Consider the following 26,276-nt stretch of genomic DNA (forward strand, 5'->3'; position numbering starts at 1 on the left):
CGTCACAGAAGCCGCGGGATAAGTCCGTCCGGGGAAAGGGGAGCCTGGGCCATCAGCCGAATTGTGCAACAGAGCCCCCCACATCAGCTATGCCATCTCAAGTCATTACAGAGATTGAGATCAGTGACGCGGATTGGTTGGAAGTTAACAAAATTCCTCTCAATTGCGGTTTAGTTGCTGTGATCGGCGCAAGGGGATCCGGGAAAACGGCACTTGCGGATATGATTGCAGCTGGGTGTGACGCAATTCCAGAGGAAGCATGGAATGCCGATGACAACAAGAGCCCCTCATTTTTGGCGCGTGCCCGGCCTCTCATTGGAAATGCCGCTGCAACCTTGAATTGGGGGGGGCGGGGCCGTCAGTACCTTGCCACTCGACGGTCGCGACTCCAATGGTCACCTATCTGCACCGCGGGCGCGATATTTATCTCAACAATTCGTCGAAGACCTTTGTTCTTCGACAGGTGTTTCAGATAGGCTGATTTCTGAAATTGAGCGCGTTATTTTCTCGGCACATGATGAAGACAGCCGAGATGGAGCAATTGATTTTGCAGAACTGCGTGATCACCGCACGAGAAGGTTCCAACAAGCCCGAGCAAGAGAAGTAGAGGCAATCGCTGCTATATCAGACCGAATTGCCAGCGAACTTGAGAAGGAAAGACAGGTCGAATTGCTCACTGCACAAGTCGAGCGAAAGAGAGGCTTGATCGATAATTACAAGTCCGATCTCTCGAAGCTGTCAGTAAAAGGGACGGAAGCGCAAGTAAAGCGTCATGCAGAGCTTGGTGAATTTGCCCAAGACTTGAGGTCAAGAATTCAAATATTGGGAAGCCAGAGAAGAACCTTCTTGGCGATGCAAGACGAAGTCCAGAGTTTAAGATCTACAAAGGCCCCAGAAATGCTCCGAGAAGCGCAAGGTAGACACGCACAAAGCGGCCTATCTCCTGAGCAATGGGACGACTTCATGCTAATCTACAAGGGAAATGTAGACGAAAGTTTGAGCCGTTATTTGACCTGGGTCGACGGTGAAATATCAGCTTTGTCTGGACCAAAAATTGAAATTTCAGATCCTAATTGCTCTCTAATTGAAGATGGAACTGATCTTGCGACTCTGGAACTCAATACGATAACTGCAGAGATGGAGCGTCTCGAGGCGTTGTTTAGCGCTGACAGAATCGTTCGCGAAAACTACACGGCTTTGGCCAAGCGCATTGCGCAAGAAACCTCAGCTCTTCAAGCGCTCCGAGTGAAGCTCAAAGATGCTGTCGGAGCGGAGTCCCGCAGACGAGACCTCCAAGTTGAAAGAGACACCGCCTATGGCCGTGTGTTTCAAGCAATCATCAACGAACAAACAGCTCTCTGTGATCTATACAGTCCGCTCATGTCACGATTGGCTGAAGCTCGGGGCACGCTTAAAAAGCTCGGCTTCTCTGTCCGCCGAATTGTCGACATTGAGGAATGGGGCGCTTTTGCAGAAGAGAACCTCCTCGACAGAAGAAAAGCGGGTCCCTTCAATGGGCGCGGAACCCTGACTAGCGTATTAGGTCATACATTAGCGCCAATTTGGGCAAATGGTGATGCGACGGAAGTCGAAGCTGCAATGAAAAAATTCATTTCCAGCTACTGGAAAGATCTTCTCGAACACGCACCCTATGAGCCGAGCCAAAAGGATGATTTCCATGCATGGTTGAAACGGTTCGCACGCTGGCTATTCGGCACTGACCACATCTCAGTTCAATATGATCTATTCTACGACGGTGTTGACATTCGAAAGCTTTCCCCTGGAACGCGCGGCATCGTGTTACTGCTATTATATCTGGCTCTGGATGAGTCAGACGACAGACCGCTAATTATTGATCAGCCTGAAGAAAACCTTGATCCAAAGTCCGTATTTGAAGAACTCGTGCCACTTTTCGTTGCGGCTAAGGCAAAGCGACAAGTCATTATGGTGACCCACAACGCCAATCTTGTGATCAATACTGATGCGGATCAGATCATTGTAGCCGAAGCAGGGGAACATCAGTCAAGCGGTTTGCCGTTGATAAAGTATATTTCGGGTGGCCTTGAAAACCTCGCGATCCGCACGGCCGTTTGCGACATTCTCGAGGGAGGAGAAAAGGCCTTTCTCGAACGACAAAGAAGACTCCGCGTTAGGTAAGGTTTCCTTGGCAAAAGGAATTGCGTGACCACAGATGGCATCTGATGAGAATGGCCCTGCGGACCATGGTGCCTTGGTATACGCCAGCTTTTTGGAGAGCGCGCATACCAAGGCACCTTGCTCGACGAAACCACTTAGACAGCTACGTGTTCAAGTTGCACACCCTCTATGAGCAGTTAAAACTTTCTTGGAGCTTACGTGAAAAAGCAGCAACTTTCGGCGTATAACCCTAAATTTTCAACAAGATAAAATGGGGTTTCGATAGGCGTAAAAAGTTATCTTTTATCCGTTAAGATAAGAACCCTCAACCTGCTGATTAGAAGTCAGCTGCTCTATCCAGTTGAGCTACGGGACCGCTTGGGCGCAGCAATAGCCGGGGATGCGGCGGAGATCAAAGTCAAATCGGCGTTTCGCAGGTGGCTTTCAGAGATTGCGGCCTTGGGGCGACGGTCGTACTGTCATGGTCATGAAATATGTTGCGTATGATCGCCTGCTTCATCCCGCGCGCGCGTCGGGAGGGTGGGCGCGGTTCTGTATCGGCCTGTTGGTCTTCGTTGTGCTCGGCCTTGTCCTCAACACCTCGCTTGCGGTGGGGATGGCCGATGGGCTCTCGCGGTTGGGGCTGTTGCCACGCGGCGTGAACGAGCTCGCCGAGGGCCGTTCGCCTTTGACGCTGATCCTGCTTCTCTTCACCTTTCTGGGCTATATCTTCGCGCTGATGGCCGTGCTTTGGCTGTTTCACCGACGCAGCAGCCTCTTGGGCCTGATCGGTTCGCTGCCGGTCGCGCTGCGGCAGGGCGGGCGGGTCTTTTTCTACTCTGCCCTGCTCTTTGCCCTCGTGTCCCTCGTGCCGAGTGACCCGGACTATCCCCTTCAGTCCAACATCCCCCTCGGCAGCTGGCTTGTGCTGCTCACGCCGCTCTTGATCGGGCTTTTCGTGCAGGTCTCCGCAGAAGAGCTTGTGTTTCGGGGCTATTTCCAAAGCCAGCTTGCCGCTCGCGGGGCGCCTGCGGTGGTCTGGCTGATCCTGCCCTCGATCTGTTTCGGCTTTCTCCACCATCAACCGGACCTCATGGGGCCGAACGCCTGGCTGATCACCGCCTGGTCGGCGCTTTTCGGGTTGGCCGCGGCGGATCTGACGGCGCGGGCCGGGACATTGGGCCCGGCTATCGCGATGCATCTGATCAACAATCTCTACGCCATCGGCATCGTCTCGCAGGCTGACTATCTCGATGGGGCGGCGCTCTTTGTCGTGGCGCGGCCTCTGGACGATCCTACACTCATCTGGGACTGGGTTCCGCAAGAAATCCTCGTTACATTCTGTTTGTGGCTGGTCGCGCGGCTGGCTTTGCGCAGATGAACGCTACGTCACAGCAAGAATTGCAATTCGCCTCCACGGGTCTTATGTGCGGGGCAATGAAAACGTCAGGGACCGAGCTTTCATGAACTGGATCACGAACTATGTGCGGCCGCGCATCAATTCGATTTTCTCGCGCCGTGAGATGCCGGAGAACCTCTGGTCCAAATGCGACAGCTGCGGGACCATGCTGTTCCACCGTGAGCTGAAGGACAATCTTCAGGTCTGCACGAGCTGCGGCCACCATATGAACATCACCCCGCGCGAGCGCTTTGAGGGTCTGTTCGACGGTGGCGTCTTTGCCGAGATCGCCGTGCCGAGCCCGACGGTCGACCCGCTGCAGTTCCGCGACCAGAAACGCTATCCCGACCGGATGAAAGCGGCGCAGAAATCCACCGGCGAGAAAGAAGCGATTCTCGTCGCGGCGGGTGAAATCGGGCGCACCCCGATTGTTGCCGCAGCCCAGGATTTCACCTTCATGGCCGGGTCGATGGGCATGTATGTGGGCAATGCGATCATTGCCGCCGCCCAAGAGGCGGTGAAACTCAAACGTCCGCTTATCCTGTTTTCCGCAGCCGGTGGCGCGCGCATGCAAGAGGGCATCCTGAGCCTGATGCAGATGCCACGCACCACGGTCGCGGTTCAGATGCTCAAAGAGGCCGGCCTGCCCTATATCGTCGTGCTGACCCATCCGACGACCGGCGGGGTCACCGCCTCCTATGCGATGCTGGGCGATGTGCAGATTGCCGAGCCCAATGCGCTCATCTGCTTTGCCGGGCCGCGTGTGATTGCACAGACGATCCGCGAAGAGCTGCCCGAAGGCTTCCAGCGGGCCGAATATCTGCTCGATCACGGGATGCTTGACCGGGTGACACCGCGCACCGAGCTGCGCGACGAGTTGATCACCATCACCCGGATGCTGCTTGGCCAGCCGCCGGCGGTGGCGGGGGATCTGCCCGCGCCCTCCCCAGACGAGAGCGCCGCGAAATCGACCGCAGCCAAGGATAAACCCGCCAAGGAAGAGGCGGCCAAGCCCGCCGAGCCCAAGAAGAAATGAGCGCGGCCACATCCGATGTCATCCTCGAACGGATGATGTCCCTGCACCCCAAGATCATCGATCTGACGCTCGACCGTGTCTGGCGGCTTCTTGAGGCGCTGGGCAATCCGCAGGACGATCTGCCTCCGGTGATTCATATCGCCGGCACCAATGGCAAGGGCTCGACCCAGGCGATGATCCGGGCCGGGCTCGAAGCGGCGGGCAAGCGCGTTCATGCCTATACCTCGCCGCACCTGGCGCGGTTTCACGAACGTATCCGGCTCGCGGGACACCTCATTTCCGAGGCGGATCTGACCGCAGTGCTCGATGAATGCTATGCCGCCAATGGCGGCGAGAGCATCACCTATTTCGAGATCACCACCTGTGCCGCGATCCTCGCCATGGCACGGACCCCGGCGGATTTCACCCTGCTCGAGGTGGGGCTTGGCGGGCGGCTCGACGCGACCAATGTGATCGCCAAGCCTGCCCTGACCGTGATCACCCCGGTGTCGATCGACCATGAGCAGTTTCTCGGCAATACGCTGGCCAAGATCGCCGGGGAAAAGGCCGGGATCATCAAGCGGGGCGTGCCCTGTGTCGTCGGCCCACAGCCCGACGAGGCGCTGGCCGTGATCGAAGAGGTGGCCGCCCGCAACGGCGCGCCGCTGCTGGCCCAAGGCCAGCACTGGCATGTGAGCGAAGAGCGTGAGCGCCTTGTGTTCCAAGATGATAACGGGCTGGCCGATTTGCCGCTGCCGAACCTTCCGGGCGCGCATCAGATCGACAATGCCGGAGCGGCGCTGGCGGCGCTGCGCCATCTTGGCTTCGATGCTGCGGCTCAGGAGGCAGCGGTCAGTCAGGCGCAATGGCCCGCGCGGATGCAGCGGCTGAGCGAAGGCCCCCTGCCCGCCTTGGTGCCCGAGGCCGAGCTTTGGCTCGACGGTGGGCACAATGCGGCGGCGGGCGAGGCGCTCGGGCGGCATCTGTCGCGGCTGCCGGAGCGGCCGACCTATCTTATCTGCGGGATGCTCAACACCAAGGATGTGACCGGCTATCTGCGCCCTCTGGGGCAGGTGTCCAAGCATCTCTATGCCGTGTCCATCCCCGGCGAGGCCAACACGCTCTCGGCCGAGGCCACGGCAGAGGCGGCGCAATCGGTGGCGCTTGGCGCGACGGTGGCGGCATCGGTGCAGGACGCGTTGGCGCAGATTGCGGCCCAGGCACCGCAGGCGCGCATCCTCATTTGCGGCTCGCTCTATCTCGCCGGGCACGTCCTCCGCGAGAACGCTTAATCCGAAACTCGCGAATCGGTTTCTATTGACCGATTCGCGGTGATTCGCCTATATGTTGTTCAGCAGTCACAGTGCCTCCCGCAGATTTGGGTCGTGGCACAAGGACATTGGGGGACATCGGGGCCGTGACCAGGGTCTCATCTCGACACAGGCAAAGCCCACTCCTCGCCGCTGACAGCAGCTGGCGGGCGGTGCGATTTTCCCGTGCGTCCGCCCTGCCGGAGGCCTGGACGTGAAGCGCCCCGTGCTTCTTGCGCTTGGGCTTTCGGCTGGTCTTCTCCTTGTTTTCATGCGCCCCCAGACGCCCGATCCGCGGCAACCCGAACCGCTTGGCTCGGCCATATCGGTGACGCGGCTGACCACGGATGAGTTTGCGACGCGCCCGGCCCGGACCCGGGCCGAGGCCCCGGTGCTCGATCAATCGGCGGTCGATCCGGATGCGGTGGGGTTTGGGCTACTGGACCATTTCTCGGCCGAGACCCGGCGCGAGACATCCGACTACGGCACCGGCTATGCCGGGCTCGACGCGGCCAAGACCGCCGCGCGAGATCGGCAAGAAGTCTATATAGATCAGTTGATTAGAGAGGCGTCCCAGCGGGGCGCGCGGGATCCGGCACAGAGCGGCGAGTTTGAAACGCTCTGGGTCGAGGCCGGGATCAACGAGTTCGGACAGGACACTTACATCGTGGCCGCGGGCGACACATTGGCATCGATTGCATATCGGTTCTATGGCGTCACCGAGGCCCAGCACGACATTTTCCACGCCAATAAGGAAAGGCTCGCGGCCCCCGACAGGTTACATGTCGGGCAGCGGCTGATCCTTCCGGCGACACTGCAGGCAAGCGAGTAGAGCAGCTGGAGATAACCCGCCAAGTTCCATGGCAGGTGTGACTGAGGGGCCGGTTCAACGGCCCCCTTTCATTTCAAGGGGTTAGTCTTGACCCGCGAAGGGATCTTCGGGGTATTCCACCCCCGCCAGATAGAGCCCGTGGGGGGGCGAGACGGGGCCGCAGGCGGCGCGGTTGCGGGCGTCGAGGGCGGCTTTGACGTCGTCGGGCGACCAGCGGCCGGCGCCGACGCGTTCGAGCGTCCCGACAAAGCTGCGCACCTGATTGTGCAGGAAGGACCGGGCGCGCAGAAAAAACCTTACTTCCCAGCCGGATACGCCCTCATGCTCGGTGATCGTCAGCTCGTCCAGCGTCTTGACCGGGCTTGCCGCCTGACAGATCGACGAGCGGAAGGTGGTGAAATCATGCCGCCCAACGAGATGTCGGCAGGCCGTCTGCATTGCGTCGGTATCCAGTCGGTGCGGAATTTGCCACACGAGACCCGCGTCATGGGTCGCCGGGGCGCGGCGTGTCAGCAGCCGAAACAGGTAGCGCCGTTCCAGCGCCGAAAAACGCGCGTGCCAATCCTCGGCCACCGGCGCACAGGCGGTGATCGCCACCGGCGCGGGCTTGAGATGGTAGTTCAGCGCCTCGGAGAGCCGGAACGGGTCCCAGTCGCGGCGCAGATCGCAATGGGCGACCTGACCGAGCGCATGGACGCCCGCATCGGTGCGCCCGGCGGCGGCGATGGTATGCGCCCCCGGTTCGAGCGCCGACAGCGCGGCCTCGATCGCCCCCTGAACCGAGGGCTGATCCTTCTGGCGCTGCCAACCGGCAAAGGGCGCGCCGTGATATTCAACTTTCAACGCATATCTGGGCATGGGCGGCGCTTAGCCCAATTTTGCCGGTGCGCCAAGCGTTTCACGGGGGAATTGCCCCTGATCCGCCCCCTAGATCAGCGGGGGTGGGCGCACTATCTTGACGGGACAGGGGGGCACACCCCGCAGAACATGCACAAAGGGGCAGGCGGTTTGGTCATATCCACGCTGGCAGACACAGTGACGCGCGGGGTCGAGAATGTCGGCGACACGCTGTCCGAGACGTTTTTCGAGCCGGTGATCCGGCTCGGCGTCACCGGGCTCAGCCGGGCGGGCAAGACCGTGTTCATCACCTCGCTGGTGGCCAATCTCCTTGATCGGGGGCGGATGCCGGGGCTGTTGGCGGCCTCGGAGGGACGGATTTCGGCGGCCTTCCTGCAGCCGCAGCCCGACGACACCGTGCCGCGCTTTGACTATGAGAGCCATCTTGCCGCGCTCACCGGGCCAGAGCCGGTTTGGCCGAGCGGCACGCGGGCGATCTCCGAGCTGCGGCTGTCGCTGCGGGTGCGGCCCTCGGGTCTCTTGGCGGGGCTGACCGGGCCGCGCACCGTGCATCTCGATATCGTGGATTACCCCGGCGAATGGCTGCTCGATCTGGCGCTGCTCGACAAGAGCTATGGTGAGTGGTCCGAGAGCGTGCTGTCGGCGCTTGCCACGCGCGAGGATGGGGCGGGATACCTGGCCCAGGCCCGCGCGGCAGAGGCCAATGCGTCGTGGGACGAGCCGCAGATCAAGGCGCTGGCCGCGCGCTATACCGAGACGCTGCATGCGGGGCGCGCGCTTGGCCTGTCGGGGCTCAGCCCGGGGCGGTTCTTGCTGCCCGGCGATATGGCCGGGTCGCCCGCGCTCACCTTTGCGCCGCTGCCGCCCGAAGAGCGGCCCGCGCGGCGCGGCCTCTGGCGCGAGATGGAGCGGCGCTACCTCGCCTATAAGCGCGGCATCGTCACGCCGTTTTTCCGGGATCATTTTTCGCGGATCGACCGGCAGATCGTGCTGGTGGATGCGCTCGAGGCGATCCATGCCGGGCCGCGTGCGATGGCCGATCTTCAGACCACGATGACCGAGGTGCTGCAGGCGTTTCGGCCCGGGGCGAATTCCTTTTTGTCGCGGCTCCTGATGGGGCGGCGGGTCGAGAAAATCCTCTTTGCCGCCACCAAGGCGGACCATCTGCATCACAGCCAGCACGGGCGGCTGACCGCGATCATCGAAGAGCTGACCCGCAAGGCGCGGTCGCGGGCGGATTTCGCCGGGGTCGAGACCGCCGGGATGGCGATTGCCGCATTGCGCGCGACGGTGGAGGAACGCCGCGAACATGGCGGTGAGACGCTCGATTGTGTGCGCGGGACGTTGCTTGACACCGGCAAGCAGGCGGCGTTTTACCCCGGAGAATTGCCCGAAAGCCCGCAGCGCCTGTTGAGCGCGGCGCAATCGGGGGCCGAGCATTGGCTCGATGCCGATTACGAGATCATGAAATTCGCGCCGGCGCCGCTGCATCTCAAGCCCGGTGAAGGGCCGCCGCATATCCGGCTGGACCGGGCGGCGCAATTCCTGCTGGGGGATCGACTGTGAGCGAGAGACCGACACCAGAGGGCAAGCCCCGCAAAGGCCCGATCCTCTTTGAGCTGGGCGATGAGGCGGGACCGGGGGCGCGCCCCGATGAGGCCCCCGCCGTGCCCGACCCGGAGGCGCCGCTGCCCGAGGGGCGGGCGATGCAAACCGTGGCGACCCTGGCCGCGCGCAAGCCGTCGCGGCTCGGCCGCTGGTTCTGGGGGCTTTTGGGCACGTTGCTCGGGGTGATCCTGTCGGTGGCGGCGTGGGATTTCGTGACCTCGCTGCTCGACCGGATGCCGCTCTTGGGAATGGCGGTCACGGCGCTATTGGTGGCGTTTGTCGTTGTTTTGCTGGCGATTGCGTTGCGCGAGCTGGCGGGGTTTGCGCGGCTCAAGCGGATGGACCGGTTGCACCATATGGCCGAGACGGCGCTGGTCGATCAGGATCTTGGCGCGGCGCGGCAGGTGGTGGCGCGGCTCGATACGCTCTATGCGGCGCGGGAGGATCTGCGCTGGTCTCGGGCGCGGCTCAGCGAGCGGCAGGGCGATCAGTTCGATGCGGCGGATTTGCTGGGGCTGGCCGAGGCCGAGCTCATGGCGCCGCTCGATGCGGCGGCGCGGGCCGAGATCGAGGCGGCGGCGCGGCAGGTGGCGACGGTGACGGCGATCGTGCCGCTGGCGCTGGCCGATGTGGTGGCGGCGCTCACCGCCAATATCCGGATGATCCGGCGGATTGCCGAGGTCTATGGCGGGCGGGCCGGGACGCTCGGCAGTTGGCGTCTGACCCGGGCGGTGATGACCCATCTGGTGGCCACCGGGGCGGTGGCGATTGGCGATGATCTCATCAGTTCGGTGGCGGGCGGCGGCGTGTTGTCCAAGCTCTCGCGGCGGTTTGGCGAAGGCGTGGTGAACGGCGCGCTGACGGCGCGCGTGGGCGTGGCGGCGATGGAAGTCTGCCGCCCCCTGCCCTTTGCCCGGCTCAAGCGGCCGTCGGTGACGGGGCTGGTGAAACGGGCGCTGACCGGGCTGTTTGGCGGGTCTTAACTGTCTGAATGTTCTTTCAAAACATGCAGCGGCACGATGTCGAGCGCGCGCGCATGGGTGGCCGAAAGACGGACCTGCGGGGCGCAGCCTTCGTCATGGGCCTGCAGGAAGCGGGCGGCGCAGAGGCACCATTGATCGCCCGGTTTGAGACCGGCAAAACCGTATTCCGGGCGCGGCGTGCTCAGGTCATTGCCGACATATTTGGAATAGGCCAGAAACTCGGCCGTCATCAGGGCGCAGACCGTGTGGCTGCCCTGATCCTGGGTGCAGGTGTTGCAATGGCCGTCGCGGAAAAAGCCGGTGACGGGATCGCCCGTGGAACAGGCGGTCAGGGGGGACCCGAGTACGTTGACGGGTGGGTCTTTCTCGATCATGGCGCGCGCCTCCTTGGGGTAGTCTAGGCGATGGCGGCGCTGCCGCAAGGCTTAGCGGAACTTGTCCATGAGTTTTTGCATCGGGGTGCGGCTGTCCTCGGCGGGGGTGTCCTCGGCCTGAGGCGCCGGGGTGCCGGGGGTCGGTTTGGGGGTGGATTTCGACGAGCGGGGTGGCGCCACGCGCAGGGCGACGGCGTTGAGAAACTTGGAATTATCGCCTGCGGCCAGTGACTTAGCCCCGTCGGAGATGCCGCGCATCAGATCGTCGAGCCAGTCCTGGTCGGCGCGGGCGAAATCATGCAGCACATATTGCGCGACAAGCTCCTTGCGGCCCGGATGGCCGATGCCGAGACGGACGCGGGCATAGTCGGGGCCGATGTGCTGATGGATCGAGCGCAGCCCGTTGTGACCGGCGTGGCCGCCGCCCTGCTTGACCCGGATCTTGCCGGGGGCGAGGTCCAATTCATCATGGAAAACAATGACATCCGCCGGAGTGAGCTTGTAGAAGCGCATGGCTTCGCCGACCGACTGACCGGAGAGGTTCATGAAGGTTTCGGGCTTGAGCAGGAGCAGTTTTTCCGAGCAGAGACGGCCCTCGCTCGCCTGACCCTGAAAGCGGGATTTCCACGGGCCGAAACCGTGATCCTCGGCAATGCGGTCGAGGGCCATGAAGCCGATGTTATGGCGGTTGCCGGCGTATTTCGCGCCCGGATTTCCAAGCCCTGCAAAGATCAGCATGCGGGTCATCCCTTTTCCCATGTCGCGTTTGGTCTAGCCCCGGATGGGGGCGAAACGCAATGTCGGTAACACGTCGGTATCGCGGCGGCAAAGCGACGGTGCGGGTTTTGGCCCTCAGAGGCCCAAGGGCAGACCTGTCGCAAACGGGCGAGAGCCGGGGGGCGTTCTGGTCAAATTGGGGGTGAGACCTGCCAAGGACATGCGCATGAAGATCGCCGAGCTTTCCCTCTTTCAACATGACCTGCCGGTCAAAGACGGGCCCTATACCATGTCCTATGGCGAGATCAGCGCGCTCGACACGACGCTGGTCAAGCTGGTGACGGACACCGGCATCGTCGGCTGGGGCGAGACCTGCCCGCTCGGGCCGATCTATGCCGAGGCCCATGCCGAGGGGGCGCGGGCGGCGCTCGGGGCGATGGCGCGGGCCTTGATCGGGACAGAGGTTCTGCCGCTGGCGGTGCATCGGGCGATGGATGGCGCGCTCTTGGGGCATGGCTATGCCAAGGCGGCGGTGGATATGGCCGTCTATGATGCGCTGGGCAAATCGCTCGGGCTGCGGGTGGCGGAGCTGCTCGGCGGGGCGGTGACCGAGCGTGTGCCGTCCTATTACGCGATCGGGATCGAGACGCCGGAGGAGGCCGGGCGGATCGCGGCGGAAAGACGTGCCGAGGGCTATCCAAGGGTGCAGCTCAAGGTGGGCGGGCGTGCGCCAGAGGTCGATGTAGCGGCCATTCGCAAGGTCTGGGAGGCGATCAAGGGCAGCGGCATGCGGCTGGCGATTGACGCCAATCGCGGCTGGACCACGCGGGATGCCATCGGGGTCAGTCAGGCCTGTGCCGATATTCCGCTGGTGATGGAGCAGCCCTGCGCCAGCAATGATGAGATGCGGGCGCTACGGGGCATGCTGCGGCATCCGCTCTATATGGATGAGACCTCTTTTGATGTGAGCACGGTGGTCGGCGCGGCGGGGACCGGGATGGTCGATGGATTCGGGTTCAAGCTCACCCGGCTTGGCGGGTTACAGCGGATGGCCACGGTGCGTGACATCTGTGCGGCGCGGCGCCTGCCGCATAGCTGTGACGATGCCTGGGGCGGCGATATTCTGGCGGCGGCCTGCACCCATCTGGGGGCGACGGTCGAACCTAGCCTTCTCGAAGGGGTGTGGATCGCCGCGCCTTATATCGACGGGCATTATGATGACGCGGCGGGGATCGAGATCAACGGCGGCCATATCGCCCTGCCCGCCGGTCCGGGGCTCGGCATTGTACCGGATGAGGCGCGGTTTGGCGCGCCGGTTCTGGTGGTCTAGCGGCGTTCAGCTCTGCAGCGTTTCGGTGATGAGCCGTGCCACGCGGGTGGCACGGGCGGGCAACACGCGGTGTTTGCGGTGGAGCAACCAAAGCGCGTGCCGGTGCGGTTTTGGCAGGTCCGCGAGGTGCAGCCGGTCGCGGCCGGCAAAGCCCGCGAGCCCGCTGCGGGGCAGGATCGTGTAGCCGAGGCCTTCGGCCACGGCGAGGGGGATCTGACCGATCTGGTTGATCGAACAGGCGCGGCGGAGGCGGTCGGCACCGGGATACTCCTCGGGGAAGTTGCGGCCCAGGAGCGCGTCGGCATAGGCCGGGCCATCGGGATGCGAGACAAAGCCAAGCCTCGCGAGATCGGCAAAGCGGCGCGGCGTCGGGTGATCCTTGGGCAAGAGCAGGCAAAGCGCATCCTCGCCGCATTCCGTGCCGGTGAGCCGGGGGTGATCGGGCGCGGCCTCGGTGATGCCGAGATCGAAATCGCCGGCGACCAGCCCGTCGAGAATGCGCGGCTGGGGCGTGGCCTCGAGATGGAGGGTGAGGCGCGGCGCGGCCTGCATGAGCGCCACGAGACGCGGGTAGAGCAAGAGCGCCAGCGAGCCGGAACAGGCGATGCGCAAGGGGCCTGCGCCGGGATCGTCGGCCTCGAGGCTCTGCAAGAGCGCATGTTCCTCGGCGCGGCGGCGGCGGCCCAGGGCGAGCAGCGCCTCGCCCGCCGGGGTCGGGATAAAGCTCTTGCCGTCGCGGGAGAGGAGCGGTTTGCCGAGCTGGGCCTCGAGTTTCTGGATATGCTGGCTCAGCCCCGGCTGGGTCATGTTGAGCCGGGCGGCGGCGCGGGTGAAATGGCCGGTCTCGCAGAGGGTGACGAAACTGTTGAGCCAGAGCGCGTTGAGCATGTTCCGATCCGTTTTGTTATCATTTCGAGTCTAAATGATAATTAGACGAAATGACAGGGCGGGCGCATATCGGGGGCAAGCAGCCCATAGGAGAGCGTTATGACCGACACATCCCAATCCCCCCAGACCAGCCCGAGAAGTTTTTCCCATATCGGTTTGTCCGTGCCCGATCTCGACCGGGCGGTGGCCTTTTACCGCGATGTGATGGGGTTCTATGTGATCATGGAGCCCACCGAGATTGCCGAGGATGACAGCGATATCGGCGTGATGTGCAATGACGTCTTTGGCCCCGGCTGGGGCAAGTTCCGCATCGCCCATCTCGCTACGGCGGATCGGATCGGGTTTGAATTGTTCGAGTTTCCAAAGGCTTATACGCCCGAGGACAATCTCGCCCACAAACGGGTGGGGCTGTTTCATTTTGCCATTCAGGACCCCGATCTCGAGGGGCTCTTGGCGCGGATCGTGGCGGCGGGGGGCAAGCAGCGCATGCCCGTGCGCGAATATTTCCCCGGCGAGAAACCCTATCGCATGGTCTATGTCGAAGACCCGTTCGGCATCGTCTTTGAGCTCTATTCGCACAGCTATGAGCTCACCTATTCGGCGGGGGCCTATGGCTAAGCGCGGGCGGGGCGAGGGAACCAAGTTCAGCATCACACGTTGCAGCAGCATGGACGGCGCAGAGCCGCGCCAAGGTCAACTTTGAGGAAAGGACCTACGTTATGAAATTCATGCAGACCACTGCACTCGCCCTGTCGATGTCATTCGCGGGCTTCGCCGCGATGGCGGATATGCCCACCGTTTCGGCCGTCGAGGTCGAGGCCGATCTCAGCGCCTATGAGAACAGCAATGCTCTCGATTTCTGGCCGACGCTGGACGATGATCTGGGCAAGGCGATTGCCGACAAGCTCAACTTTGACGACGCCACCGCGCCGCGCCTTGAGGTGCAGCTTACCAAAGTGGCCATTGATGGCGACACGGTGCTGCCCGACAGCGGCGAGTTCAACCATCTCGAAGGCATCATCGCGGTGCATTCGGGGCTCGACTCGGGCAATACCACGGAAGGCAAGGCAGACCCGGAAGTGCTGCAATCCTTCCCGCTGACCGTTGTCGCAAAGACCGGTGAGGGCATGGAACTGCCCGAGGGCTGGTATCTGATCCCGCCGTCGCAGGAAGATTTCTATCAAGCGATGATTGCGGCCTATGCCGAGAAGGTCGTCGAGCGTCTCGATTTCGAATGATGTGAGTTTTGCCCCACGGGGTTTTGTGCCGCCGCGCCAGAGGGTGCGGCGGCATTTTTGCGTGGATTTGGGCGGATTGGTGCCGATTTTTGGGAACCCTCCCACGCTGGAAACTTGTTGGGAGGGCAAGACAACAAGAGGAGATCCGCGATGAGCTATACCCGTTTTCTTGCCATGATCGTCACCTCGACGGTGGTGATGTATGGGCTGATGTATCTCAACAGCTATGCGCTCGATCACGTGTTTTTCAGCGAAACCCGGCTCTATATGGCGCTCTATATGGGGGCGGTGATGGCGGTGATCATGCTGGGGTTCATGCTGTCGATGTATGACAACAAGACGCTCAATTTGGTGATCGTTGCCGGCAGCGTGGTGGTCTTTGCCTTTGCGCTCACGCTCTTGCGCAGTCAGGCGACGGTGGAGGACAAGAGCTGGATGCGGGCGATGATCCCGCACCATTCGATCGCGATCCTGACCAGCGAGCGCGCCAATCTCAGCGATCCGCGGGTGAAGAGCCTGGCCGAGGACATCATCAAGGCGCAGCGTAAAGAGATCGCCGAGATGAAGGCGCTGATCACCGATCTTGAGGGCGGTCCGAAGGCGACGCCAGAGGTGGATGGCAAATAGGTCACCCAGGCGCGGGGTCCGATCCAAACCGGATGGACCCCGGCGCAGGCTTTCGGTTAACTGCGGGCATGTTACGGTCTGTATCTTTGCCCTATTGGATCACCGCGGCCCTCACGTTTGGGACGCTTGTCATATTGCTCATGATGGGGCGCGCGCCATGGTGTGACTGCGGCTGGGTCGATCTTTGGGGCACGGTGGGGACCAGCGAGGGATCGCAGCAGGTCTTTGACTGGTACAGCCCGAGCCACCTGTTGCACGGGTTCATTTTCTACGCGGCGCTCTGGCTTGTGGCGCGGCGGGTACCGCTCGGCTGGCGGCTGGTGATTGCGACGCTGATCGAATGCGCCTGGGAGATTTCCGAGAACACCAACGCGGTGATCGAACGCTATCGCGAGGCGACCATATCGCTCGATTACTATGGCGATAGCGTGCTCAATTCGGCGTCGGATATCGTGGCGATGTTTGTGGGGTTCTGGCTCGCGCGGCGGTTGCCGGTCTGGGCGAGCCTGGCGGTGGTGATCGGGTTTGAGCTGCTGACCATGTGGATCATCCGCGATGGTCTGGCGCTCAACGTGATCATGCTCTTGTCGCCGGTGGAGGCGATCCGCGAATGGCAGGCGGCGGGATAGCAGGCTTTACAAAGCGCATCGTTTTGGCGACGACTTGGACATGAATGATCATGCCAAAGGATTGCTGCTGACCACATTGGGGGTCTTGTTCGTGGTGCCGGATTCGCTCTTTGTCCGGCTGATCGAGGCCGATCCCATGGTCGTGGCCTTTTGGCGCGGGCTGGGGGCCGGGGTGATCGTGCTCTTGGGCGTGCTGGCCTTTCAGGGGGCGGGGGCGGTGCGGGCGTCGCTCAGCACCGGGCGGCCGGGGCTCATCTATATGCTGTTGATGGGGTCGACCGCGCCGGGGTTCGTTCTCGCGGTGACGCAGACCAGCGTGGCCAATGTCGTCTTTATATTTGCCTCGATGCCGATTTTCTCGGCCATTTTCGGGCGGGTGTTTCTCGGCGAGCGGATCAGCAGCCGGATGGTTTACACGATGATCGTGGTGATCGCGGGGCTCGGGATCATCGCCTATGGCTCGGCCGAGAATGAGATTGCGTCGTGGAAGGGCGATCTCTGGGCGCTTTATGTGGCGCTGGCCTATTCCGGGGCGCTGACGGCGGTGCGGCAGCTGCGCCAGGTGTCGATGATCCCGGCGGTGCCGATCAGCTATATCGGGGCGGCGCTGGCGCTGTTGCTGGTGGTAGACCCGTGGCCGGCGCTGGAGGGGCAATGGCTGCTCTTCCTCGGGCATGGGGCGTTTATTGCGATTGCCACCTGTCTGCTGACGCTGGGGCCGCGCTATATCACCTCGGCGGAGGTGGCTTTGCTGATCCTGTTGGAAAGCGTGCTGGCGCCGCTCTTGGTCTGGGCGGTGGTGGGCGAAGATCCGGGCCGCTGGGCCCTTGTTGGCGGGGCGGTGGTGATCGGGGCGCTGGTGGTGTCGAATATGGTCGCCCTGTCGCGGCGGCGCGGCAGGGCGATGCCCCCGGAGATCGGGGCCTAAGCAGCTCTCGGAGCTTTGAGGGTTAGAAATTCACCTCGACGCCGGGCAGGTTCAGCGATTTGATCAGGTCGCGCAATTCCTGACGGGCGGCGACGTTGGAGATGTTGAGCTGTTTCACCCCGATGTCCTTGAGATCAAGGAGGGTGAGGCCACGCGGGAACAGCTCGCGGAAGATCACCCGTTCGTGGAAGCCCGGCGCGACGCGAAAGCCGATGCGCTTGGCGAGCGCGTCGAGGGCGCGGCCCATCTTTTCCTTGTTGACCATCTGCTGGGCGCCCATCCGGTTGCGCAGCACGATCCAGTCGATCGGCTTGAGCCCGGCCTGCGCGCGGAGCTGACGGGCGTTCCAGACCATTTCAGAATAGACCGAGGGGCCGACGATTTTATCGGCCTCGGCATCGACATGGGCGAGCAGGTCGAAATCGACGAAACTGTCGTTCAGCGGCGTGATCAGCGTGTCGGCGAGGCTATGGGCGACCTGGCTCAGCCGGGTATGCGAGCCGGGGCAGTCGATGACGATGAAATCGCTGTCGGGTTCGAGATCGGCCACCGCTTCGGAGAGGCGGCGGTCATAGACGTTTTCGCCGGGCTGAAGGCTCGCCTGATCGACCTCGGGAAGTTCATGGTAGGAAGCGGAGGGCAGGGATTTCTCGGCGCTGGCGAGAAAGCCCGCGCGGTTGGCGGCGTAGCGGCCAAAGGTTTTCTGGCGCAGATCGAGATCCAGCGCGCTTACCTTATGGCCCATCCGTGCCAAGGCGGTGGCGACATGCATCGACACCGTCGATTTGCCTGCCCCGCCCTTTTCGTTCCCGACGACAATAATATGCGCCATGTCCCGTTCCCTCGCCCCACGATTTGGCTCGTGATATTGTTAAAAGACCTTATCGACCCACGGGTCGATAAGAAAGAGTGCCCGCGCGTTGTGGCAGACACTCACCCCAATCTGTTGCATTGGAATATCGGTTAAGCGCGAGCCGGTCCACGGCCCTTTTGCGCGGGCGGCGCAAAAAGAGCGCCTATGGCCGGAAAGAAAAAAGCGCCCCCGGAGGGGCGCCTTGGGCGGGGTCAGCTCTTCATGCTGTCCCAGAAGGTTTTCACCGAGGAAAAGAAGCTCTTGCTTTCGGGGTTGTTGTCCTCGGAGAGGCTGTCGAACTCCTTGAGCAGTTCCTTCTGCCGGGCGGTCAGGTTGACCGGGGTTTCGACCGCCAGTTCGATGAACATGTCGCCGCGGGTGTTGCTGCGCAGGGCCGGCATGCCTTTGCCGCGCAGGCGCATCTGGCGACCGGATTGGCTCCCTGCCGGGATTTTCACCCGCGAGCGGCCGCCGTCGATGGTCGGCACTTCGATATCGCCGCCCAGCGCCGCCACCGACATCGAGACCGGCACATGGCAGAAGAGATGCATGTCGTCGCGCTCGAACAGCTTGTGCTTGGAGACCTCGATGAAGATGTAGAGATCGCCCGAGGGGCCGCCGCGCAGCCCTGCCTCGCCTTCGCCCGAGAGGCGGATGCGGGTGCCGGTTTCGACACCGGCGGGGATGTTCACGTTGAGCGCGCGGTCCTTTTCGACCCGGCCTGCGCCGCCGCAGTTCTTGCAGGGGTTCTTGATCGTCTGGCCCATGCCCGAGCAGGTCGGACAGGTGCGTTCGACGGTGAAGAAGCCCTGTTGCGCGCGGACCTTGCCCATGCCGGAACAGGTCGGGCATGTGGTCGGCTCGCCGCCGCCTTCGGCGCCGGAGCCGTTGCAGGAGCCGCATTGCACCGAGGTCGGCACGGTGATGTTCTTTTGCAGGCCCGAGAAGGCCTCTTCGAGCGTGACCCGCAGGTTATAGCGCAGGTCCGAGCCGCGCGAGGCCCGTTGCCGCCCGCCGCCGGGCGCGCCGCGCCCGCCCATGAAATCGCCAAAGAGGTCGTCGAACACATCGGAGAAGGCGCTGGCGAAATCGCCCTGACCATGGCCGCCGCCACCGGGGCGCGGGCCACCGCCCATGCCACCTTCAAAGGCGGCATGACCGAAGCGGTCATAGGCGGCCTTTTTGTCGGCGTCCTTCAGGACGTCATAGGCTTCGCCGGCTTCCTTGAATTGGGTTTCCGCCTCGGGATTGTCCTTGTTGCGGTCGGGATGCAGCTCTTTCGCCTTGCGACGGTAGGCTTTCTTGATCTCGTCCGCGGAGGCCCCGCGAGCTACGCCCAATACCTCGTAATAATCACGTTTGGCCATGCGCGCATTCCTTTCTTGGGAACGGACGGGGGCCGATCAGCACGACCGGCCCCGCGACAGTTCTCATCGTCACGCCTCAGGAGCGCTTGTCTTCGCCGAGATCTTCGAAATCGGCATCCACGATGTCGTCATCGCCACCGGCGCCGTTTTCATCGGCGGCGGAGGGTTCCGAACCGGCCTCTTCCTGGCTTGCCTTGTAGATGGCTTCGCCAAGTTTCATGGCCGCTTCGGTGACGTTCTGGATGCCGCTCTTGATCTTGTCGGCGGCAGCGTCGTCCTTGTCGAGATCGTCGCGCAGGGCCGCGATGGCCAGTTCGATCGCCTCGACGGTGGTCGGGTCGACCTTGTCGCCATGCTCTTCCACCGATTTCTCGGTCGAGTTGATGAGGCTCTCGGCCTGGTTGCGGGCCTCGACCAGTTCGCGACGGGCCTTGTCGGCCTCGGCATTGTCCTCGGCGTCCTTGACCATCTTTTCGATGTCTTCGTCGGAGAGACCGCCGGAGGCCTGGATCGTGATCTTGTGCTCTTTGCCGGTGCCTTTGTCCTTGGCCTGAACCGAGACGATGCCGTTGGCGTCGATGTCGAAGGTCACCTCGATCTGCGGCATGCCGCGCGGTGCGGGCGGGATGTCCTCGAGGTTGAACTGACCGAGCATCTTGTTGTCGGCCGCCATTTCACGTTCGCCCTGGAAGACCCGGATCGTCACGGCCGACTGGTTGTCCTCGGCGGTGGAGAAGATCTGGCTCTTGTTGGTGGGGATCGTGGTGTTGCGGTCGATCAGACGGGTGAAGACACCGCCCAGCGTTTCGATGCCGAGCGACAGCGGGGTCACGTCGAGCAGCACAACATCCTTGACGTCGCCTTGCAGAACACCGGCCTGGATGGCGGCGCCCATGGCCACCACTTCGTCGGGGTTGACGCCTTTGTGGGGCTCTTTGCCGAAGAATTTGGTGACTTCCTCGATGACCTTGGGCATCCGGGTCTGACCACCGACGAGCACGACCTCGTCAATGTCGCTGGCCGAGAGACCGGCATCCTTGAGCGCGGCCTGGCAGGGCTTGAGCGAGGCTTTGATCAGGTCGCCCACGAGGCTTTCGAGTTTGGCACGGGTCAGTTTCATGACCATGTGCAGCGGCTGACCATCCGAACCCATCGAGATGAAGGGCTGGTTGATTTCGGTCTGGCTCGAGCTCGACAGTTCGATCTTGGCCTTTTCTGCCGCTTCCTTGAGACGCTGCAGGGCCATCTTGTCTTTGGTCAGGTCGACGCCGTGCTCTTTTTTGAACTCGTCGGCGAGGTAGTTGACGATGCGCATGTCAAAGTCTTCACCGCCAAGGAACGTGTCGCCATTGGTGGATTTGACTTCGAAGAGGCCTTCGTCGATCTCGAGAATGGTCACGTCGAACGTACCACCGCCGAGGTCATAGACCGCGATCGTGTGGGTTTCGTCCTTGTCGAGACCATAGGCCAGCGCGGCCGCGGTCGGCTCGTTGATGATGCGCAGCACTTCGAGACCGGCGATCTTGCCGGCGTCTTTGGTGGCCTGACGCTGGGCGTCGTTGAAATAGGCGGGAACGGTGATGACCGCTTGGGTCACTTCCTCGCCGAGATAGCTTTCGGCTGTCTCTTTCATCTTGCCCAGGATGAACGCACTGATCTGGCTCGGCGAGTATTTCTCACCGCGGGCCTCGACCCATGCGTCGCCGTTGCCGCCGTCGATGACGTTGAACGGCATGTTCTTCTTGTCCTTGGCCAGATCCGCGTCGTCGGCACGGCGGCCGATCAGACGCTTGACGCCAAAGACGGTGTTTTCCGGGTTGGTGACAGCCTGGCGTTTGGCCGGTTGACCAACGAGCCGCTCGCTATCTGTAAATGCGACGATCGACGGCGTGGTGCGGGCACCTTCCGAGTTCTCGATCACGCGCGCCTGGCTGCCGTCCATGATGGCAACGCAGGAATTGGTTGTACCGAGGTCAATCCCGATCACTTTCGACATGTTTTCGATCCCTTCTTTCTTCAAGGCGATTGTTCGAGGCCTGGACCCGTTATGGCATCCGGGCACCGATCTTTCGGCATGGCCCCGTCTCGCGTGGCTCACGCGTCTCGGCGTATATAGGGAGGGGATTTGTGCGCTGCAACAGGGCTGATGCCCCCTCTGTCTTTAATTTGCGAGATTTTGCGCCTGTGCCACGGGTCAAGACGGCATCGCATTGACGCCGCCCGCCGGTGATGCAAAGCCTGTCCAAACGCCGCAACCCGGAGAGATGTCATGACCGACGAGGCCAATGCCCGCCACACCGAGAAAATGCGCAAGATCAAGGCCGCGCGCGACAAGATGATGGCGACCAAGACCGAAGAGAAGGGTCTCATCATGGTGCATACCGGGCCGGGCAAGGGCAAATCCTCGTCCGGCTTTGGCATGATCATGCGCTGTATCGCCCATGGGATGCCCTGCGCGGTGGTGCAGTTCATCAAGGGCGGGCGCGACGTCGGGGAACGGGCGTTTCTGCGCGAGAGATTCGCGGATGAGTGCCGGTTTTTCGTCTCGGGCGAGGGATTCACCTGGGAAACGCAGGACCGCGAGCGCGATATTGCCGCCGCGCAGCGGGGCTGGGAGATTGCCAAGGAACAGATCCTCGACCCGGAGATCCAGTTCGTTCTTCTGGACGAGATCAACATCGCGCTGCGCTATGATTACCTCGATATCGACGAGGTGGTCGATTTCCTGCTGAGCCAGAAACCGGCGATGACCCATGTCTGTCTCACCGGGCGCAATGCCAAGCCCGAGCTTATCGAGGCGGCGGATCTGGTGACCGAGATGACGCTGGTCAAGCATCCGTTCCGCGATGGGGTCAAGGCGCAGCAGGGCGTGGAATTCTAAGCTCTCCAATCCCAAGGACAAGGTGATGGCCTCCCCTGCCCCGACCACGCGCCACGGCGGATTTGCCTTCTACACCGGCTATCTCGACCGGGCGGCGCAGGAGGCGCTGCGCGACGATCTGCGCGAGGTGGTGGCACAAGCGCCGCTCTTTGCGCCAGTCACCCGCTTCGGCAAGCCGATGTCGGTCCGGATGACCTCGGCGGGGCGCTATGGCTGGTTCACCGACCGGCGTGGCTATCGCTATATCGAGGCGCACCCGTCGGGCAGCCCCTGGCCCGCGATCCCCGAGAGCGTGCTGGCCATCTGGCGCGATCTGGTGAGTGACACCCGGCTGCCCGATTGCTGTCTCATCAACCATTACACCGACAAGGCGCGGATGGGGCTGCATCAGGATCGCGACGAGGCGGATTTCACCTGGCCGGTGCTGTCGGTGTCGCTCGGCGATGAGGCGCTGTTTCGGTTGGGCGGCCAAGAGCGGAGCGATCCGACGCGCTCGGTCTGGCTGCGGTCCGGGGATGTGGTGGTGATGGGCGGCGCGGCGCGGCTCGCCTATCATGGGGTGGACCGGATCAAGCCCGGCACATCGACCCTGTTGCAAGGCGGCGGGCGGATCAACCTGACACTGCGCGTGGTCGATTGAACCGCCCGGCCCCAATGGCGTCGCCGCGGGCTTAGCTGCCGGCGATCATCTCGGATTGCTTGACGATGACCTCGGCCTGTTTGATCGAAGCGATGTCGACGAGACGGCCCTTGTAAACGGTCGCGCCTTCGCCTTTGGCCTTGGCCTCTTCCATCGCGGCGAGGATTTCGCGGGCCTCGGCCACGGCCTCGTCCGACGGGGTAAAGACCTCGTTGGCGAGCGCGATCTGTTTCGGGTGGATGGCCCATTTGCCGACCATGCCGAGCGTCGCGGCGCGACGGGCCTGGGCGCGGAAGCCTTCGTCATCGGAGAAATCGCCAAACGGCCCGTCCACCGGCAGCACGCCATGGGTGCGGCAGGCGGCGACGATGGCGGCGGTGGCCCAATGCCACGGGTCGGGCCAGTAGCTCTGACCTTCGCGGATCATATAGTAGTTTTCCTGGGTGCCGCCGATGCCGGTGGTGGCCATGCCCATGGAGGCGGCGAAATCGGCGGCGCCGAGGCTCATCGCTTCGAGACGAGGCGAGGCGGCGGCAATCTCTTCGACATGGGCGATGCCTGCGGCGCTTTCGATGATGACCTCGAAGGAGATCCGCTTGTCCTTGCCACGGGCGCGTTCGATGGAGGTGACCAGCGCGTCGACCGCATAGATGTCGGCGGCGCAGCCGACCTTGGGGATCATGATCTGATCGAGCCGGTCGCCGCATTGTTCCAGCAGGTCGACCACGTCACGATACCACCAGCCGGTGTCGAGCCCGTTGATCCGCACGCTCAGCGTCTTGTTGCCCCAGTTGAGACCGTTGATCGCCTCGATGGCGTTGGCGCGGGCGGCGTCCTTGTCGGTGGGCGCCACGGAATCCTCGAGATCGATGTTGATCACGTCGGCGTCGCTCGCGGCCATTTTTTCGAACAGTTTCTTGTTCGACGCGGGGCCGAAGAGCTGACAGCGGTTGGGACGCGCGGGGGCGGGGGGTTGCAGGCGGAAACTCATAGGCGGACCTCCGGTGGATCAGGAAATTTCAATTTTCTCCCGCCAATCGGTATTAAATTGCGCGCACACCCGCAAGGTTATTTTGCACTCGCAGCATTGACCGGTTACGACGCGGATGTCGCAAACAGGTGCGACAGCCCCGCGCGCGACCTGCGAGGCGGGGAGGGTTCCGGCCGGTCAGGCCGAGCCAAGGCTCCGGTGCCGAGACAACGGAAGGGTAAAGAATGAAACGTGCATTGATCGACAATTGGGCGCTGTTCCTCGGGATGCTCGGGCTGATGGTGGCCAATGGGCTCTTGGTGACGCTCTTGTCGATCCGGGGGGCGGAGCTTGGGTTTTCGTCGCTGACCATTTCGATCATGCAGGCCTGCTATCCGCTGGGGGCGCTGATCGGGACGATCACCGTGCCTCTGTTGATCGAGAAGGTCGGGCATATCAGGGTGTTTTCGGCGCTGGCCTCGATGGTGTCGGTGGCGGCAATCGTGCATATCCTGACCTTTGATCCCTATAGCTGGAGCGCGATGCGGTTCATGGCGGGCATCTGTTTTCCGGGGCTTTATGTGGTCACCGAAAGCTGGCTCAACGCGAAATCGGAGAACCGGATCAGGGCGCAGGTTCTGTCGGTCTATTTCATCATTCAGACCATTGGCCCGGCGCTTGGCACGGCGCTGGTGGCGGTGCCCGATCCGTCGGGCGATCTGCTTTTCGGGCTGACCTCGGTGTTGATGTCGGTGGCGGTGGTGCCGCTCTTGCTGTCTGGCAACCGGGCGCCGGACTATTCCGCGCCGGACCGGATGACGGTGCGCAGGCTCTATACCGTGTCGCCGATGGCGGTGCTTGGCATTATCCTGATGAGCGCGGCGGTGGCGTCGTGGTTCATCGCGCTGCCGCTCTATGCGCTCTATCAAGGGTTTTCGGCGGCGGCGGCCTCGGGGGCGCTTGTCGCGGCGATGATCGCGGGCGGGCTGGTGCAATATCCGATTGGCTGGATTTCCGACAATACCGACCGGCGCTATGTGGTGATCGGGCTTTGCGTCGTCGCCACCTGTGCGGCGGTCTGGATGGCGGTGGATACGGCCCCGGCGCGGACGGTCTGGGGCTTTGCCATCATCGGCGGGGCGACCTTGCCGATCTATTCGATCCTCGCGGCCCATGCCAATGATCACCTCACCCCCGGTCAGGTGGTCCCGGCGAGCGGCACGATGGCGTTCTTGCAGCAGTTCGGACAGGTGTTCGGGATGCTGCTCGGGCCGAACCTCATCGCCTTTGGCGGTGGGCGCGGGCTGCAGGGGATGGTGATCGTGGTGAGCCTCGCGGTGATCTTTATCGCGGTGGCGCGGCGGGTGCGCAGCGAAGCGCCCGCAGAGACCGGCGAAGTGGTGCATTTCGGGGCGATGGGCCTTGGGCAGGCGGGGGTTCTGCAGGCCGAGACGGTGGCCGCCGAAGCCGAGGCGGAGGCCGCAGCCGAGGCGGGAGCAGCCGGGCGGAATCGGCAAGAGTGATCGCGGGACAAAATTGCGCCAAGGTGACAGTTTTGCGAAGAACATTCGACGCATACCGTGGGATACCTGAATTTCAACAGGATATATCAGGCGGAATGTAGGAAGCTTCCACGACTTTTGATTCTGACTGGGGATGTACCATGATCGAAACACCGTATCTTCTTTTCCTGGGCGACGCGCCCGACATGCTGGCCGCCAAAGTGGCCATCGGCATCCGTGACTGGCGCCCCGAGCATGCCATTGGCCAGATCCGTCTGCCGGGCTGTGGTGCCGACCTCAAACTCACCGACATGACCCTGGCCGAAGCCAAGGAAGCCGGTGCCAAGACGCTGGTCATCGGCGTTGCCAACCGCGGCGGCGTGATCTCGGCGGCGTGGAAAGAGGTTCTCATCCAGGCGCTCGAGATGGGCTATGACATCGCGTCGGGCCTGCACAACCTGCTGCGCGACGAGGGCGACCTTGTGGCGGCCGCACAGACCCATGGCTGCACCCTGCATGACGTGCGCGTGCCGACGGTGGGCTATCCCATCGCCAACGGCAAGAAACGCACCGGCAAGCGCTGCCTCGCCGTGGGCACCGATTGCTCGGTCGGCAAGATGTACACCGCGATGGCAATGGAAGCGGCGATGCAAGAGCGCGGCATGAAGGCCACGTTCCGCGCCACCGGCCAGACCGGCATCCTGATCACCGGCCATGGTGTGCCGCTCGACGCCGTGATCGCCGATTTCATGGCCGGGTCGATCGAATATCTGACCCCGGACAATGACGAGGATCACTGGGACCTGATCGAAGGTCAGGGCAGCCTGTTCCACGTCTCCTATTCCGGTGTGACGCTGGCGCTCATCCATGGCGGTCAGCCCGATGCGCTCATCCTGTGCCACGAGCCGACCCGCGAGCATATGCGCGGCCTGCCCGAGTACACCCAGCCGAGCCTGCAACAGCTGCGCGACACGGCGCTGCCGCTGGCGCAAGTGTCGAACCCGGCCTGTCAGGTTGTCGGCGTCTCGGTCAACACGCAGCATATGAGCGAAGCCGATGCCAAAGCCTATCTGGTCGAGGTCGAAAAAGAGATGGGTCTGCCCGCCACCGATCCCTATCGCTTTGGGTCGGACAAGCTGGTGGATGCGCTGGCCGCTCTGTGATTTGATGCGCAACGCGTAAACCAAGCCT

25 protein-coding genes are annotated in these 26,276 nt (G+C 62.7%); 17 read left to right on the plus strand and 8 right to left on the minus strand.

The genetic code is table 11. From position 1 onward, the window contains the following. Positions 1–366: 366 nt before the first annotated feature. From WA237_RS15955 to WA237_RS15975, 5 genes are all read left to right on the plus strand, one after another. Positions 367–2,157 (plus strand): TrlF family AAA-like ATPase, encoded by a 1,791-nt coding sequence (locus WA237_RS15955; RefSeq protein WP_336098815.1) that lies wholly within the window; start codon positions 367–369, stop codon positions 2,155–2,157. Between the two features lie 466 nt (positions 2,158–2,623). Continuing rightward, entirely contained in the window at positions 2,624–3,517 is an 894-nt protein-coding gene (locus WA237_RS15960) for a CPBP family intramembrane glutamic endopeptidase (protein WP_336098816.1), read from the plus strand. A gap of 82 nt (positions 3,518–3,599) precedes the next feature. Then, positions 3,600–4,571, plus strand: a complete 972-nt coding sequence (accD, locus tag WA237_RS15965; protein ID WP_336098818.1) for an acetyl-CoA carboxylase, carboxyltransferase subunit beta — start codon at positions 3,600–3,602, stop codon at positions 4,569–4,571. Further along, positions 4,568–5,842 (plus strand): bifunctional folylpolyglutamate synthase/dihydrofolate synthase, encoded by a 1,275-nt coding sequence (locus WA237_RS15970; RefSeq protein ID WP_336098820.1) that lies wholly within the window; start codon positions 4,568–4,570, stop codon positions 5,840–5,842. The genes accD and WA237_RS15970 overlap by 4 nt, the downstream gene beginning before the upstream one ends. 232 nt (positions 5,843–6,074) lie before the next feature. Next, positions 6,075–6,692, plus strand: coding sequence for a LysM peptidoglycan-binding domain-containing protein (locus WA237_RS15975; protein ID WP_336098822.1), 618 nt, complete (start codon positions 6,075–6,077; stop codon positions 6,690–6,692). A gap of 81 nt (positions 6,693–6,773) precedes the next feature. Here the strand turns inward: WA237_RS15975 and truA are convergent, their stop codons facing one another. Continuing rightward, positions 6,774–7,550 carry a tRNA pseudouridine(38-40) synthase TruA gene (gene truA / locus WA237_RS15980; protein ID WP_336098824.1) on the minus strand — a complete coding sequence of 259 codons (777 nt, stop codon included), beginning with the start codon at positions 7,548–7,550 and terminating at the stop codon, positions 6,774–6,776. 150 nt (positions 7,551–7,700) lie between these two features. Between truA and WA237_RS15985 the strand changes: the two genes are divergently transcribed. Together WA237_RS15985 and WA237_RS15990 are read left to right on the plus strand one after the other, a co-directional pair. Further along, positions 7,701–9,116 carry a YcjX family protein gene (locus WA237_RS15985; protein WP_336098826.1) on the plus strand — a complete coding sequence of 472 codons (1,416 nt, stop codon included), beginning with the start codon at positions 7,701–7,703 and terminating at the stop codon, positions 9,114–9,116. Beyond that, on the plus strand, positions 9,113–10,141 hold the full coding sequence (locus WA237_RS15990) for a YcjF family protein (RefSeq protein WP_336098827.1): 1,029 nt from the start codon (positions 9,113–9,115) through the stop codon (positions 10,139–10,141). Before WA237_RS15985 ends, WA237_RS15990 begins: the two co-directional genes overlap by 4 nt. Here the strand turns inward: WA237_RS15990 and WA237_RS15995 are convergent. Together WA237_RS15995 and pth are read right to left on the minus strand one after the other, a co-directional pair. Beyond that, on the minus strand, positions 10,138–10,515 hold the full coding sequence (locus WA237_RS15995; protein ID WP_336098829.1) for a DUF2237 family protein: 378 nt from the start codon (positions 10,513–10,515) through the stop codon (positions 10,138–10,140). The two genes, WA237_RS15990 and WA237_RS15995, sit on opposite strands and share 4 nt — an antisense overlap. 51 nt (positions 10,516–10,566) lie before the next feature. Next, a complete protein-coding gene (gene pth, locus WA237_RS16000) occupies positions 10,567–11,253 on the minus strand; it encodes an aminoacyl-tRNA hydrolase (protein WP_336098830.1) in 687 nt (228 codons plus the stop codon). A 205-nt stretch (positions 11,254–11,458) separates the two neighbouring features. Between pth and WA237_RS16005 the strand changes: the two genes are divergently transcribed. Next, positions 11,459–12,562 carry a mandelate racemase/muconate lactonizing enzyme family protein gene (locus tag WA237_RS16005; protein ID WP_336098831.1) on the plus strand — a complete coding sequence of 368 codons (1,104 nt, stop codon included), beginning with the start codon at positions 11,459–11,461 and terminating at the stop codon, positions 12,560–12,562. A 6-nt stretch (positions 12,563–12,568) separates the two neighbouring features. Here the strand turns inward: WA237_RS16005 and WA237_RS16010 are convergent, their stop codons facing one another. Continuing rightward, positions 12,569–13,450 (minus strand): LysR family transcriptional regulator, encoded by an 882-nt coding sequence (locus tag WA237_RS16010; RefSeq protein ID WP_336098832.1) that lies wholly within the window; start codon positions 13,448–13,450, stop codon positions 12,569–12,571. 99 nt (positions 13,451–13,549) lie between these two features. Here WA237_RS16010 and WA237_RS16015 point away from each other — a divergent pair, with 99 nt between their 5' ends. The 5 genes from WA237_RS16015 to WA237_RS16035 all read left to right on the plus strand — a co-directional run bounded on the left by WA237_RS16015 (position 13,550) and on the right by WA237_RS16035 (position 16,872). After that, positions 13,550–14,068, plus strand: coding sequence for a lactoylglutathione lyase family protein (locus WA237_RS16015; protein ID WP_336098833.1), 519 nt, complete (start codon positions 13,550–13,552; stop codon positions 14,066–14,068). Between the two features lie 101 nt (positions 14,069–14,169). Continuing rightward, positions 14,170–14,688, plus strand: a complete 519-nt coding sequence (locus WA237_RS16020; RefSeq protein WP_336098834.1) for a hypothetical protein — start codon at positions 14,170–14,172, stop codon at positions 14,686–14,688. A 150-nt stretch (positions 14,689–14,838) separates the two neighbouring features. Further along, entirely contained in the window at positions 14,839–15,315 is a 477-nt protein-coding gene (locus WA237_RS16025; protein ID WP_336098836.1) for a DUF305 domain-containing protein, read from the plus strand. 68 nt (positions 15,316–15,383) lie between these two features. Continuing rightward, the gene (locus WA237_RS16030) at positions 15,384–15,944 is read left to right on the plus strand and encodes a DUF2585 domain-containing protein (RefSeq protein WP_336098838.1); all 561 of its coding nucleotides are present in this window, start codon (positions 15,384–15,386) and stop codon (positions 15,942–15,944) included. A gap of 40 nt (positions 15,945–15,984) precedes the next feature. Further along, on the plus strand, positions 15,985–16,872 hold the full coding sequence (locus WA237_RS16035) for a DMT family transporter (protein ID WP_336098840.1): 888 nt from the start codon (positions 15,985–15,987) through the stop codon (positions 16,870–16,872). A gap of 22 nt (positions 16,873–16,894) precedes the next feature. On the opposite strand, the gene WA237_RS16040 is transcribed toward WA237_RS16035, so the two are convergent. The 3 genes from WA237_RS16040 to dnaK all read right to left on the minus strand — a co-directional run bounded on the left by WA237_RS16040 (position 16,895) and on the right by dnaK (position 21,088). Then, the gene (locus WA237_RS16040) at positions 16,895–17,704 is read right to left on the minus strand and encodes a division plane positioning ATPase MipZ (RefSeq protein WP_009813716.1); all 810 of its coding nucleotides are present in this window, start codon (positions 17,702–17,704) and stop codon (positions 16,895–16,897) included. A gap of 233 nt (positions 17,705–17,937) precedes the next feature. After that, positions 17,938–19,092 carry a molecular chaperone DnaJ gene (dnaJ, locus tag WA237_RS16045; RefSeq protein WP_009813715.1) on the minus strand — a complete coding sequence of 385 codons (1,155 nt, stop codon included), beginning with the start codon at positions 19,090–19,092 and terminating at the stop codon, positions 17,938–17,940. 76 nt (positions 19,093–19,168) lie between these two features. Continuing rightward, positions 19,169–21,088: a molecular chaperone DnaK gene (gene dnaK, locus WA237_RS16050; protein WP_216016117.1), complete on the minus strand. Its 1,920-nt coding sequence runs from the start codon at positions 21,086–21,088 to the stop codon at positions 19,169–19,171. Positions 21,089–21,361: 273 nt separating this feature from the next. Here dnaK and cobO point away from each other — a divergent pair, with 273 nt between their 5' ends. Both cobO and WA237_RS16060 read left to right on the plus strand, forming a co-directional pair. After that, a complete protein-coding gene (gene cobO / locus WA237_RS16055; protein WP_216016116.1) occupies positions 21,362–21,973 on the plus strand; it encodes a cob(I)yrinic acid a,c-diamide adenosyltransferase in 612 nt (203 codons plus the stop codon). 25 nt (positions 21,974–21,998) lie between these two features. After that, complete coding sequence (locus WA237_RS16060) at positions 21,999–22,613, plus strand: alpha-ketoglutarate-dependent dioxygenase AlkB family protein (protein ID WP_336098843.1); 615 nt, start codon at positions 21,999–22,001, stop codon at positions 22,611–22,613. Positions 22,614–22,644: 31 nt separating this feature from the next. Here WA237_RS16060 and WA237_RS16065 read toward each other — a convergent pair whose 3' ends face one another. Next, a complete protein-coding gene (locus WA237_RS16065; RefSeq protein WP_009813710.1) occupies positions 22,645–23,604 on the minus strand; it encodes an L-malyl-CoA/beta-methylmalyl-CoA lyase in 960 nt (319 codons plus the stop codon). A gap of 224 nt (positions 23,605–23,828) precedes the next feature. Here WA237_RS16065 and WA237_RS16070 point away from each other — a divergent pair, with 224 nt between their 5' ends. Both WA237_RS16070 and dgcN read left to right on the plus strand, forming a co-directional pair. Continuing rightward, positions 23,829–25,106, plus strand: coding sequence for an MFS transporter (locus tag WA237_RS16070; protein WP_336098844.1), 1,278 nt, complete (start codon positions 23,829–23,831; stop codon positions 25,104–25,106). 140 nt (positions 25,107–25,246) lie between these two features. Further along, complete coding sequence (dgcN, locus tag WA237_RS16075; protein WP_336098846.1) at positions 25,247–26,248, plus strand: N-acetyltransferase DgcN; 1,002 nt, start codon at positions 25,247–25,249, stop codon at positions 26,246–26,248. Positions 26,249–26,276: the final 28 nt, after the last annotated feature.

It is taken from the genome of Roseovarius sp. CH_XMU1461, assembly GCF_037027165.1.
Lineage (GTDB): Bacteria > Pseudomonadota > Alphaproteobacteria > Rhodobacterales > Rhodobacteraceae > Roseovarius > Roseovarius nubinhibens.